Source organism: Paraburkholderia sp. UCT70, assembly GCF_050434085.1.
Taxonomy (GTDB): Bacteria; Pseudomonadota; Gammaproteobacteria; order Burkholderiales; family Burkholderiaceae; genus Paraburkholderia; species Paraburkholderia tuberum.
On the sequence record NZ_JBNPVZ010000004.1, the window covers coordinates 3,557,987 to 3,570,305 of the forward strand.

Sequence of the window (12,319 nt, forward strand, 5' to 3'; positions counted from 1 at the left end):
AGCTATGAAAGTCGCCGTTCTCGGCGCTGGCGCCTGGGGCACCGCCCTCGCCGGCCATCTGGCCTTAAGGCACCACACGGTGTTGTGGGCGCGCGAGTCCGCGCTCATCGCCGAGCTTTCCACTTCGGATGAAAACGCCCGCTATCTGGCGGGCGTCACATTGCCGCCCGCGCTTCGCTACGAAGCGGATCTCGGAGTGGCGCTCGATCACGCGCTCGACGACGATGCGCTGTGCGTGGTCGCGACGCCCGTGGCTGGCCTGCGCGGCCTGTTGCGCGCGATGCGCGATGCGGGCAAAGTGCCCGCGCATATCGTGTGGCTGTGCAAGGGGTTCGAAGCGGATTCGCAGTTGTTGCCGCATCAGGCGGTCGCGGCGGAATTGCCCGAGCATGCGAGCAACGGCGTGTTGTCCGGACCGAGCTTCGCGCGCGAAGTCGGGCAGGGGCTGCCGGTTGCGTTGACGATCGCGAGCCCGTCGGCGGCGTGCCGCGAACGCACGGTCGCGGCGTTCCATCACGGCGCGATGCGCATCTATACCGGCGACGACGTCGTCGGCGTCGAAGTGGGCGGCGCGGTGAAAAACGTGCTCGCCATCGCCACGGGCATCGCCGATGGCCTCGGCCTCGGCCTCAATGCACGCGCGGCGCTGATCACCCGCGGCCTCGCCGAAATGTCGCGCCTTGGCGTGACGCTCGGTGGGCGCGCGGAAACCTTTACCGGGTTGACCGGCCTCGGTGATCTGATTCTGACTGCTACCGGCGATCTGTCGCGCAACCGCACCGTGGGCCTGCAACTCGCCACGGGCCGCACGCTCGACGACATCCTCGGCGGTCTCGGTCACGTGGCCGAAGGCGTGCGCTGCGCGCGGGCGGTACTCTCGATCGCACGTGCTCATGCAATCGAAATGCCGATCACGCAGGCGGTCTGCGCGGTGCTGTTCGACGGCGTGGTGCCGCGCGATGCGGTTAGCGCGCTACTGCGGCGCGATTCGAAGGCGGAATAAAGCGTTTTCTCTCAGCCGTTTAGCGGAAATTCGCGTTGAACGGCTGCCTCGCCCGGTTGTCCACTTCGTTAACGAGATTCGGGTCAGCGAGGTTCCCATGCCCACCTTCAATCTCAGTCGAGGCACGTGCACGCTCGAAGCGCGCGTGGTCGATATCACGACGCTCGCCGTCGATGCGATCGTCAATGCCGCGAATACTTCGCTGCTCGGTGGCGGCGGTGTGGATGGCGCGATTCATCGCGCGGCCGGCAAGGAGTTGCTGCGCGAATGCGAAACGCTCGGCGGCTGCGCGACCGGCGACGCCAAAATCACCGCCGGCTATCGTCTGCCCGCGAAGCATGTGATTCATGCGGTCGGTCCAGTGTGGCGTGGCGGCGCGCATGGCGAAGCCGACCTGCTCGCATCGTGCTATCAGCGCTCACTTGAAGTCGCGCGCGAAACTCAGTGCACGAGCATCGCGTTTCCAGCGATCAGCTGCGGTATCTACCGTTTCCCCGCCGACGATGCGGTCAGCATCGCGGTCGCGACCGTACTCGACACGTTGCCGCGCACGCCACACATGAAACACGTGACGTTCGCGTGCTTCGACGACGCGATGTTCGCACGCTACGAGGCCGAGCTCGAACACCGTCAGGCGCCGCCTTCGAAGCCGGCCTGACGCCACGCTTCGAACACCACGATCGCCACCGTATTCGACAGATTCAGACTGCGATTGCCGGGACGCATCGGCAGACGCACGCGCTGTTCGTTTGCAAAGCGCTCGAGCACCGTGCCGGGCAGGCCGCGCGTTTCGGCGCCGAACACGAACCAGTCGCCCGGTTGAAACGCGTGGTCGTGAAAGCGCCCCGAACCGCGCGTCGTGAATGCGAACATTCGCGACGCGTCGGGCGTTTCTTTCGCGATGAACGCGTCCCAATCGGCATGCACGTTCATTTCCGCGTACTCGTGATAGTCGAGGCCGGCGCGCCGCATCTTGGTGTCGTCGAGAGGGAAGCCGAGCGGCTCGATCAGGTGCAGCCGGGCGCCGGTGTTCGCGCACAGGCGAATCACGTTGCCGGTGTTGGGCGGAATTTCGGGTTCTACGAGAACGACGTTGAACATAAGAAGACCACGTAAAAGCTAGTTTTTCGGAGTGCGCAGCGCGACGAAGTTCGTAACCCGCCGCGCGCCGGCGGCCTTCAGCGTATGCGCGAGCGCTTCGAGCGTCGCGCCGCTCGTCATCACATCGTCGACGATGCCGACGTGCAGGCCGCGCACTGGGCGCGCGACGCGAAACGCGCGGCCGACGTTCTGCCGGCGCGCATCGAGATCGAGGCGCGATTGCGGCGCGGTGTCGAGCGTTCGTTCGAGCAGCGTGGCGTCGCCGCGCACGCCGAGCGCCCGGGCGAGCGGCCGCGCGATCTGCCAGGCCTGGTTGTAGCCGCGCTCGACCAGACGGCGACCGGCGAGCGGCACTGGCGCGATCACGTCGGGCCGCTCGGCCGCGTCGTGCCAATTGGCTTCCGCGAGCCGCGCGAGGCGTTGCGCGAAGTCTCGCGCGAGCATCAGCCGGGCGCGGAACTTCAGGCCGAGCGCGAGCGTATCGAGCGGCGCGCGATAGTCGGCGAGCGCGAAGCTCGCGTCGAACGGCGGCGGCTCGGCCACGCAATCCGCGCAGCGATACCGCGCCTGAGCGACCCAGCGTGACGCCGGCAACGGCACCGCGCAAACGGTGCAGCGCAGCCGGCTCTCGTTCCAGTAGGCCGCGTCGCAACCGTCGCACAACGTCTTATGCGACAAATTGCCGCACAACGCGCACAGGTTCGGCAGCGCGGCGTTCAAGGCCCGCGGCCATGCCGAATGCAGACCGCGCGCAAAACGCGCCACCTGATTTCGACACGACGAAGAAAATGACTGAAATCGCACGACTGAGCGCCGGTTGAAAGCCGTTCTCGCTGAATGGAGGGGAACGAACGAGTATACTTCGAGCTCACGCCAGCACGACACACATGTCCCCAACATCCGCTCAATCTGGCCGTCCGGCCTACGATTCACGGCGCCTCAGGCGTATTTTCGACCGTCGTGCCGCTACCTTCGACGAGGTTGCGTTCCTGCCGCGCGAGATTGCGCAGCGCATGCGCGAGCGTCTCGATTACATCAAGGTGGCGCCCTCGAGCGTGCTCGACGCCGGTTGCGGCGCGGGCGAAGACCTCCCCGCATTGCGCGAACGCTTTCCCGAGGCGCCGGTGTTCGGCGCTGATCTGTCGCACGGCATGCTCCGCCGCGCGCTGCGTCACGATGCCGGCGACACCAGTTGGCGGCGCTTTCTTCCCGCCTCACTCGGCAAGGCGCTCGGCGCGCGTGGCCCGCGCTTCGCGCAAACCGATTTCTCCGCGCTGCCGTTCACGTCCGGCGCATTCGAATTCATCTGGTCTAACCTCGCGCTGCACTGGCACTCGCGGCCCGATCTGGTCTTTCCCGAATGGCAGCGCGTGCTGAAGGTCAACGGCCTGCTAATGTTCAGCACGCTCGGCCCCGATACGCTGAAGGAGTTGCGCGGTGCCTACGCCGAGATCGAGGCCGCGCGCGGCGTCGCGTCTCGCAAGCATGTGATCGACTTCGTCGACATGCACGATCTCGGCGACATGCTCGTCGAGGCGGGCTTCGAGATTCCGGTGATGGACCAGGAGACGCTGACGATCACCTACAAGTCGCCCGAGTCGCTGCTCGCGGACGTGCGTCGCTGGGGCGCGTACCCGTTCGAGCGCGATGCGCATGACGGCGTGCTCGCGCGTCGGTTGCACAAAGCCCTGCTCGCCGCGCTCGAAGCGCGTCGGCGCGCCGACGGCACGATCGCGCTGACCTTCGAGGTGATCTACGGACATGCATGGAAAGCCGTGCCGCGCACCACGGCGGAAGGATATGGCATCGTGCGGCTCGAGGACATCGGACGAGGTCCGGGCAAGCGTGGATAGCAGATTGCGGCGCTGTCATCAACTGCTTGCCGACGGTGCGGTTGACGTGTTGCAAAAGCGGTAAAGAGGACATCCGTTATGCCTGGGATTTGCCCTCCAAAAGAGCCGCAAAATGCCGGGCAAAATGGCGCGAAGGCTTGTCGCGCCTGGCTTGTGGGCCGATCGGGGCTTGCTTGTCGATGCTATGGATCGCGCCTATAATGCGTCAGTTTGTCACCCGAGGTTCCCACATTTGGGGTGGCAAGCCCGAGACGCGGGGCTGCAAAATGAAGTGATGCGGTAGGGGTTGGCGCGGTCGCGAGTGATGCTGGAAACAGTGGCACGAACGGCGACCGCGAGATGCATCCGGAAGCAAAAGAAGGCAGGCCGGACGCGACGATTCGCAGGAGGCAGCGATGGGCGCATCAGATCATCTGCTGGCGGATTCAGAACCTGTCCTCAGGGACTGGACCATGAAGCGCAACTGTTCGATATCGCCGCGGCAGTTCGTCTGTCTGTACGTGTCGCTTGCGTTGTTCTCGTTGGCAATTGCATTCATGCTGGTTCTGGTCGGCGCCTGGCTGGTGTTGCCGTTCACCGGAATCGAATTGCTGGCCGTAGGTATCGCCTTTGCAATATATGCGCGTCATGCTGTCGATTACGAGCGCATCCGGTTGTTTCCGAACCGGCTCGTGATCGAGCAGGTCAGCGCCGAGCAGATTACGCAGTTCGAATTCAATCCGCGCTGGGTGCGGATAGAGCCGGGCGCAACTCAGCGCGATCAGATCAAGCTGGTCTCGCGCGGGCAGACGATCATGATCGGGCAACATCTCGCGCAGAATCGGCGCGCGCAGTTCGCAGGCGAACTGCGTATGTGGCTGGCACGTTGTTAGATGGTGCCGGACGCGCGGCGTTCAAGGGGGCGCGACACGCTGCCAGCGGGGTCGAGGGGTTTGAATGGAAAATTTGGGTAAGGAAGCTATGAAAACAATCAAGCGAGCGCTCATGAGCGTGCTGGCGACGAGCGGACTGCTTTTCGCCGGTGCCGCCCTGGCAGTGGGCGATGCTCCGGGCGGCCCCGCCGTCAACGCGATCAATCTCCAGCCGCCTGCAACGAGAATCGCTGAGGAACTGTTCAGCCTCCACATGTTCATGCTGGGACTTTGCACCGTGATCTTCATCGGTGTGTTCGGCGTAATGTTCTATTCAATCTTCGCGCACCGCAAATCGAAAGGCCACAACGCAGCCAATTTCCACGAAAGCACCACCGTCGAAATCATCTGGACGATCGTGCCGTTCATCATCGTCGTGCTGATGGCGCTGCCCGCCACCAAGGCCGTCGTCGCGATGAAGGACACTTCGAACGCCGACCTCACGATCAAGGTCACCGGCTACCAATGGAAGTGGGGCTACGACTACGTGAAGGGTCCGGGCGAGGGCATCGGCTTCCTGTCCACGCTCGCCACGCCGCGCGCGCAAACCGAGGGCCGCGAGCCGATCTCCACGCTGTATCTGCAGGAAGTCGACAACCCGCTCGTGGTGCCGGTCGACAAGAAAATCCGCATCATCACCACCGCGAACGACGTGGTCCACTCCTGGTACGTGCCGGCCTTCGGCGTCAAGCAGGACGCGATTCCCGGCTTCGTGCGCGACACGTGGTTCAAGGCCAACCGCACCGGCACGTTCCGCGGCTTCTGTACCGAACTGTGCGGCAAGGAACACGCGTTCATGCCGGTCGTCGTCGAGGTGCTGTCTGCCGACGACTACGCGAAGTGGGTCGACGAGCAGAAGAAGAAAATGGCCGCCGGCCAGGACGATCCGAACAAGACCTACACGATGGCCGAGCTGATGGAACGCGGCGGCAAGGTCTACACGTCGAGCTGCGCGGTCTGCCACCAGCCGACCGGCAAGGGCGCGGGCGCATTCCCGGCGCTCGACGGCAGCCAGATCGCCAACGGTCCGATCGGGCAGCACGTGAGCCTCGTGTTGAAGGGCAAGAACGCGATGCCTTCGTGGGCGCCGACGCTGAACGACGTCGAAATCGCCTCGGTGATCACGTACGAACGTAACTCGTGGGGCAACCACACGGGCGACATCCTGCAGCCGAAGCAGGTCGCCGACGCGCGCAACGGCAAGCTGCCGGAAGGCGGCGATCATCTGGCCAGCGCCGGTGCTGCCGCGAGCGGCGCCGTTGCGGCATCGGGCGCGGAAGCAGCGTCGGGCGCAGAAGCGGCGTCCGCACCGGCCGCATCGGGCAACGAGGCTGGCGCGGCTGCTTCGAACAACGCAGAGGCCGCGCTGCCGGCGAGCATCTACTTCGAGACCGGCAAGAGCACGCTGCCGGCCGACGCGAAAGCGGCGGTCGACGCGGCCGCGGCCTACGCGAAGGCGCATCCGGACGCGAAATTCACGCTGTCGGGCTTCACCGACGCAACCGGCTCCGCCGACGTCAATGCGAAGCTCGCGAAGAGTCGTGCCGAAGCCGTTCGCGACGCGCTGAAAGCAGCCGGCATTGCCGAAGATCATATTATTTTGAAGAAGCCGGAAACGATCACCGGCGGCACCGACGCGAAGGAAGCCCGGCGCGTTCAGATCAGCCCGGCAGCCTGACGTGTTCATGGTCAGCACCGCAGAATTCGCTTTAGGAGATTGTCATGTCTAGCATCGGACACGATGTAGTCGCGGGCCACGAGCACGTGCACGGCGACCATGCCCACGAAACGCCGCACGGCTGGCGCCGTTGGCTGTTCGCAACCAATCATAAGGACATCGGTACGCTGTACCTGATCTTCTCGTTCACCATGTTCCTGTCCGGGGGCGTGATGGCGCTGATGATCCGTGCCGAACTGTTCGAGCCGGGTCTGCAAATCATGCGTCCCGAGTTCTTCAACCAGTTGACCACCATGCACGGGCTGATCATGGTGTTCGGCGCGATCATGCCGGCGTTCGTCGGCTTCGCGAACTGGATGGTGCCGCTGCAGATCGGCGCATCGGACATGGCTTTCGCGCGGATGAACAACTTCAGCTTCTGGCTGCTGCCGGTCGCCGCTGTGCTGCTGGTCGGCTCGTTCTTCGCACCGGGCGGCGCGACCGCCGCGGGCTGGACGCTGTACGCGCCGCTTTCCACGCAGATGGGCCCGGGCATGGACTTCGCGATTTTCGCGATCCACCTGATGGGTGCGTCGTCGATCATGGGCGGTATCAACATCGTCGTGACGATCCTGAACATGCGTGCACCCGGCCTCACGCTGATGAAGATGCCGATGTTCGTCTGGACCTGGCTGATCACCGCGTACCTGCTGATCGCCGTGATGCCAGTTCTGGCGGGCGCGATCACGATGGTGCTGTTCGACCGTCACTTCGGCACGTCGTTCTTCAATGCGGCAGGCGGCGGCGACCCGGTCATGTACCAGCACATCTTCTGGTTCTTCGGGCACCCCGAGGTGTACATCATGATCTTGCCGGCGTTCGGGATCGTCTCGCAGGTGATCCCGGCGTTCTCGCGCAAGCCGCTGTTCGGCTATAGCTCGATGGTGTACGCAACGGCATCGATCGCGATCCTGTCGTTCATGGTGTGGGCGCACCACATGTTCGTGACCGGCATGCCGGTCACGGGGCAGCTGTTCTTCATGTACGCGACGATGCTGATCGCGGTGCCGACCGGCGTGAAGGTGTTCAACTGGGTCGCGACGATGTGGCGCGGTTCGCTGTCCTTCGAAACGCCGATGCTGTTCGCGGTGGGCTTCCTGATCGTGTTCACGTTCGGTGGCCTGTCCGGTCTGATGCTCGCCATGGCGCCGCTCGACATCCAGTATCACGGCACTTATTTCGTGGTCGCGCACTTCCACTACGTGCTGGTGGCGGGGTCGCTGTTCGCGCTGTTCGCCGGCTGGTACTACTGGTCGCCGAAGTGGACCGGCTGGATGTACAACGAAACGCGCGGCAAGATCCACTTCTGGGCGTCGATGTTCTTCTTCAACCTCGCGTTCCTGCCGATGCACTTCGTCGGTCTCGCTGGCATGCCCGCGTCGTTATGCCGACTACCCGGCGCAGTTCACCGACTGGAACCAGGTGATCTCGATCGGCGCGTTCGGCTTTGGTCTCTCACAGGTGTACTTTCTGTTCGCGGTGGCGCTGCCCGCCTACCGTGGTGGTGGCGAGCACGTAGAAGCGGGCGACAAGCCGTGGGACGGCGCAACGGGCCTCGAGTGGACCGTGCCGAGCCCGGCTCCGTTCCACACGTTCGAGCATCCGCCGACCGTCGAGTAAGCCTATCCCGGCGAGGTGCCGGGTTCTGGCGGCGCGACATGCCGCCACCGGACTCGGGCGCTTCGCGCGGCGGCCTCGCCAGTCAAGAACCGTACTCAGAAAGTCGAGCATGACGCGCAATCCACAGGAAAGACGTACGCCGGAGCAGATTCGCGCGGGCAACAGGCGGATAGGGTTGGTGATGTTCGCGATCGCCGCGGTGTTTTTCGCGAGCGCCATTCTCAAGCAGTGCTGGTTCAGCTAACGCCGCATTTGCAGTCCGTATGCAGGTTTGTTGAGGATTCAGATGTCGACGCAACCGCCGGCCGAGGCCGACCGCTCTTTCAACCGTTCGATGCTGATCAAGCTGTTCGTCGTCGCTTTGATGATGTTCGGTTTCGGTTTCGCGCTGGTACCGATGTATCGCGCGATCTGCCAGATCACCGGCGTGAACAACCTCGTGCAGCGCGACGTTTCAGCGCGCGAGGCGAAGAATACGCAGGTCGACATGAGCCGCACGATTTCGATCGAATTCGATGCGAACGCGCGGGGCCTGTTGGGTTTCAAGCCGGAGCAGCGCAGTCTCGACGTGCATCCGGGCGAAGTAACGACGGTCATGTACGACGTCAGCAACGAGCAGTCGCGCACGATCCGTGCGCAGGCCATTCCGAGCTACGCGCCGAAGCAGGCGACCGAGTACTTCAGGAAGATCGAGTGTTTCTGCTTCACGCAGCAGACGTTGAACGCGAACGAGACGAAGCGGATGCCGGTGGTGTTCGTCGTCGACCCGAAGTTGCCGAAGGACGTGAAGACGATCACGCTGTCGTACACGTTTTTCGAGTTGAACACGCCGGCGGCAGCTAGCGCGGATGATGCGGCGCCGAAGTCGAATGCAGTGAACGATGCAGTGACCAGCGCGGCAGCCACTCCCGCGAAGCCGGCCTGAAGCAGATTTGACGGCGCGAGCCGCGGACGAACGAAGGAAAACGAAGCGACATGAACGATAACGGCGGCAGTCCGCGCAAGAGCAGTTTCGGTCAATCGATGCGCGCGGTGTTCTGGTCGTTTTTCGGCGTGCGCAAGCGCCGCGATCTCGAGGCGGACGCGACGCAACTGAACCCGCTGCATGTGATCGTGGCGGCGCTGATCGGCGCGGCGGTTCTGATCGGGGTGCTGATTCTGGTCGTGCGCCTCGTGGTCGGTTGAGGCAGTAGCAGGGCACAGCAGCAGAGAAGAGCCCACGAATTAGAGAAAAGCGGTGCGGTATCGACGCGCCGCCGAAGATACAGCCGGAGATTCCGGAACAACTGGACTGAAGTGGAGAATCAAGAATGAGCGGTCAAAACGAGAGCCCGTACTATTTCGTACCGCATCCGTCGCGGCATCCGATCAGCGCCGCTACGGGGTTGCTGGTCATGCTCGGATCGCTTGCGGCCTGGATCAACGACCATACCTGGGCGCCGCTTGGCGTGCTCATCGGTCTGCTGTGGCTGCTCTTTACGCTGTGGCATTGGTTCGGCGACGCGATCGCCGAGTCGGAAGGCGGCATGTACGGCAAGAACGTCGACCGGTCGTACCGCTGGAGCATGAGCTGGTTCATATTCTCCGAAGTGATGTTCTTCGGTGCATTCTTCGGCGCGCTGTTCTATGCCCGCGAAATCGCGCTGCATCAACTCGGCAGCCTCGACTACAAACTGATCTGGCCGGATTTCACGGCGGTGTGGCCGAACAACGGCCCGGCCGAACTCGTGGGCACCTATAAGTCGATGCAGCCGTGGCCGGTGCCGACTATCAACACGGCGCTGCTGCTGTCGTCGGGTGCGACGCTGACGGTGTCGCACCACGCGCTGCGCGACAACCATCGCAAGAAGGCGATTGCGTGGCTCGCGGCGACCCTCGTGCTGGGCGTGAGCTTTCTGTTCCTGCAGGGCTTCGAATACTTCCATGCATACAACGAGCTGAACCTCACGCTGGCTTCGGGCATCTACGGTTCGACGTTCTTCCTGCTGACCGGCTTCCACGGCTTTCACGTGTTCCTCGGCGGCACGATGCTCGCCGTCGTGCTGGTGCGCCTGATCCGCGGCCACTTCACGCCGGAACATCACTTCGCGTTCGAAGGCGCGGCCTGGTACTGGCACTTCGTCGACGTCGTGTGGCTCGGTCTGTACGTCGTCGTGTACTGGCTGTAATGCGGCCAGATCCGTGCGCGCAACGCCGTTCAGGCGGCGCGCACGAGCAGTATGCAAGGCTGAATGCAGCGCCGCCCTCGACCTCTCAGGGCGGCGTTTTGTTTGGCGGCGAGGAAAATTTGCCGCTGACGGGGATGCGGCGGCGACCTATCCGCGAGCGTCAGCGCCCGTACGGAATCCCGGTCGACTGAATCCAGCCCATCCAGTGTGCGAACAGGATGAACAGGAACAGCGAGATCGACAGGCCCACCCGCGTGGCGAGTGACCAGACCATCCGCTTGGTCTTGCCTTTGTCGTGCATCATGAAATACAGCGCCGACACCATGCTGGCGATGATGAGAGCAAAGGCGATGGGAACGATAATGTGCATGGAACCAACTGAAACCGGAAAGCGCAGTGGCAAGACATTCATTATCGCACCGCGAGCGGGCGTCTGCCGCAGGTTCCCGGCGGCCCTGAGCGCGATGCCGGAGCGCCTGCAATGAAGTTTCGCCTGATTCCCGCGCTGCTGATCCTGCTGGTCGTCGTCGTGACGATGCGGCTCGGTTTCTGGCAGCGCGATCGCGCGCATCAGAAGGAAGCGCTCGAGGCGCGCATCACGCAGTTCGAGAACGCGCCCGCGTTGCCGGTCAGCGCGGCGCCGCTCGCGCTGAAGGACGTCGAGTTTCATCGCGTGAAAGCGCGCGGCAGTTTCGTCACGGACAAGGTCGTGTACCTCGATAATCGTCCGTATAACGATCAGCCGGGCTTTTACGTCGTGATGCCTTTTAAACTCGCCGACGGCGGCTACGTGCTCGTCAATCGCGGCTGGCTGCCGCGCAACCTGAGCAATCGCGAGACCATCGCGCCGTACACGACGCCGTCGGGCGAGGTCGAGATCGAAGGGATTGCGCGTGCCGACGCGTCGCGCGCGTTCGAGCTCGGCGAGGGCGGATCGGCCGCGCATCGCCTGATCCGGCAGAATCTGGATGTCGGCTCGTACGCCGCGGAGACCGGGCTGCCGCTGCAATCGTTCGTGATCCAGCAGACCGGCGGTGCCCCCGACGGCCTGGTGCGCGACTGGCCCGCACCGACCACCGGCGTCGAGCGCAACTACGGCTACATGCTGCAGTGGTGGGGCATGGCCGCCGCCGCGCTCGCCTTCGGTCTGTATGCGGCGCGCCGCGCGGGCAAAAAAGAGCACGCGCCGGGCGCGTGAGGAACGCAAGGCACGGCTCGCCGCCGTCCAAACATTGAAAGAGGTTCTGTAGTGTCGACTCAAACTCCCCGTTCGCCGGAAGCTGGCAAATCCAGCGGCAAACCCGCCGCGGCCAAAGCGATGCCCGGCCAACCGAACGGCCCGGGCTCGTGGCGGCGCGGCCGCTGGGTGCTGCTGCTGCTCGCGGTGATCTGCGCGGCGCCGATCGCGATCTCGTACTTCATGTACTACGTCGTGAAGCCGACCGGCGGCAGCACGAACTACGGCGCGCTGATCGAGCCGCAACGGCCGATCCCGGACTCGCTCATGGTCACCGGCGCGGACGGCAAACCGCTGAAGCTCGCCTCGCTGCATGGCCGCTGGCTCATGATCTCGGTGGACAACAGCGCGTGCGACCAAGCCTGCGTGACCAAGCTCTACTTCATGCGGCAAATCCGCGCAGCTCAGGGCCCGGAACGCGAGCGCGTCATGGAAGTGTGGCTGCGCACCGATGCAGACAAGGTCGCGGACGTGATACAAACCGCCTACCCCAACACCGACATGCTGATCGCCGATCCGGCGCAGGTCGCCGCGTGGCTGCCCGCCGACACCGCCACGCGGATCACCGACCACATCTACCTGGTCGATCCGAGCGGCAATCTGATGATGCGTTTTCCGAAAGACGCGAACCCGAGCAAGATCAAAGGCGACCTGACCAAGCTGCTCAAATGGTCGACCATCGGCTGACGTCCCAACCTGGGTAAATGAG

14 protein-coding genes and 1 pseudogene are annotated in these 12,319 nt (G+C 63.9%); 12 read left to right on the plus strand and 3 right to left on the minus strand.

Annotated features, from left to right (window positions below; all coding sequences use genetic code 11):
- Window positions 1–4 precede the first annotated feature (4 nt).
- On the plus strand, window positions 5–1,003 hold the full coding sequence (locus OKW41_RS42150) for an NAD(P)H-dependent glycerol-3-phosphate dehydrogenase (RefSeq protein WP_429576096.1): 999 nt from the start codon (window positions 5–7) through the stop codon (window positions 1,001–1,003).
- Window positions 1,004–1,100: 97 nt separating this feature from the next.
- Window positions 1,101–1,661: an O-acetyl-ADP-ribose deacetylase gene (locus OKW41_RS42155; protein WP_429453365.1), complete on the plus strand. Its 561-nt coding sequence runs from the start codon at window positions 1,101–1,103 to the stop codon at window positions 1,659–1,661.
- Here OKW41_RS42155 and trmL read toward each other — a convergent pair.
- Together trmL and OKW41_RS42165 are read right to left on the minus strand one after the other, a co-directional pair.
- Window positions 1,634–2,104 (minus strand): tRNA (uridine(34)/cytosine(34)/5-carboxymethylaminomethyluridine(34)-2'-O)-methyltransferase TrmL, encoded by a 471-nt coding sequence (gene trmL / locus OKW41_RS42160; protein WP_090802877.1) that lies wholly within the window; start codon window positions 2,102–2,104, stop codon window positions 1,634–1,636. The genes OKW41_RS42155 and trmL overlap by 28 nt on opposite strands.
- An 18-nt stretch (window positions 2,105–2,122) precedes the next feature.
- A complete protein-coding gene (locus OKW41_RS42165; RefSeq protein ID WP_429576097.1) occupies window positions 2,123–2,869 on the minus strand; it encodes a phosphoribosyltransferase family protein in 747 nt (248 codons plus the stop codon).
- 122 nt (window positions 2,870–2,991) lie between these two features.
- Between OKW41_RS42165 and OKW41_RS42170 the strand changes: the two genes are divergently transcribed.
- From OKW41_RS42170 to OKW41_RS42205, 8 genes and pseudogenes are all read left to right on the plus strand, one after another.
- Window positions 2,992–3,957: a methyltransferase domain-containing protein gene (locus tag OKW41_RS42170; protein ID WP_429453361.1), complete on the plus strand. Its 966-nt coding sequence runs from the start codon at window positions 2,992–2,994 to the stop codon at window positions 3,955–3,957.
- Between the two features lie 395 nt (window positions 3,958–4,352).
- The gene (locus OKW41_RS42175) at window positions 4,353–4,829 is read left to right on the plus strand and encodes a DUF2244 domain-containing protein (protein WP_429453359.1); all 477 of its coding nucleotides are present in this window, start codon (window positions 4,353–4,355) and stop codon (window positions 4,827–4,829) included.
- Between the two features lie 64 nt (window positions 4,830–4,893).
- On the plus strand, window positions 4,894–6,546 hold the full coding sequence (gene coxB / locus OKW41_RS42180; RefSeq protein WP_429576098.1) for a cytochrome c oxidase subunit II: 1,653 nt from the start codon (window positions 4,894–4,896) through the stop codon (window positions 6,544–6,546).
- Window positions 6,547–6,590: 44 nt separating this feature from the next.
- A pseudogene (gene ctaD, locus OKW41_RS42185) lies at window positions 6,591–8,205 on the plus strand (cytochrome c oxidase subunit I).
- A gap of 109 nt (window positions 8,206–8,314) precedes the next feature.
- Window positions 8,315–8,449, plus strand: coding sequence for a cytochrome oxidase small assembly protein (locus OKW41_RS42190; RefSeq protein ID WP_018419308.1), 135 nt, complete (start codon window positions 8,315–8,317; stop codon window positions 8,447–8,449).
- A 42-nt stretch (window positions 8,450–8,491) separates the two neighbouring features.
- On the plus strand, window positions 8,492–9,130 hold the full coding sequence (locus OKW41_RS42195; protein WP_429576099.1) for a cytochrome c oxidase assembly protein: 639 nt from the start codon (window positions 8,492–8,494) through the stop codon (window positions 9,128–9,130).
- Between the two features lie 50 nt (window positions 9,131–9,180).
- On the plus strand, window positions 9,181–9,390 hold the full coding sequence (locus OKW41_RS42200; RefSeq protein ID WP_018419310.1) for a DUF2970 domain-containing protein: 210 nt from the start codon (window positions 9,181–9,183) through the stop codon (window positions 9,388–9,390).
- Window positions 9,391–9,515: 125 nt separating this feature from the next.
- Window positions 9,516–10,373 carry a cytochrome c oxidase subunit 3 gene (locus OKW41_RS42205; protein ID WP_184026608.1) on the plus strand — a complete coding sequence of 286 codons (858 nt, stop codon included), beginning with the start codon at window positions 9,516–9,518 and terminating at the stop codon, window positions 10,371–10,373.
- A gap of 160 nt (window positions 10,374–10,533) precedes the next feature.
- On the opposite strand, the gene OKW41_RS42210 is transcribed toward OKW41_RS42205, so the two are convergent.
- Complete coding sequence (locus OKW41_RS42210; RefSeq protein WP_008921867.1) at window positions 10,534–10,743, minus strand: twin transmembrane helix small protein; 210 nt, start codon at window positions 10,741–10,743, stop codon at window positions 10,534–10,536.
- A 111-nt stretch (window positions 10,744–10,854) separates the two neighbouring features.
- Between OKW41_RS42210 and OKW41_RS42215 the strand changes: the two genes are divergently transcribed.
- Window positions 10,855–11,571, plus strand: a complete 717-nt coding sequence (locus OKW41_RS42215) for an SURF1 family protein (RefSeq protein WP_429576100.1) — start codon at window positions 10,855–10,857, stop codon at window positions 11,569–11,571.
- Between the two features lie 51 nt (window positions 11,572–11,622).
- Window positions 11,623–12,297 carry an SCO family protein gene (locus OKW41_RS42220; protein ID WP_429453351.1) on the plus strand — a complete coding sequence of 225 codons (675 nt, stop codon included), beginning with the start codon at window positions 11,623–11,625 and terminating at the stop codon, window positions 12,295–12,297.
- Window positions 12,298–12,319: the final 22 nt, after the last annotated feature.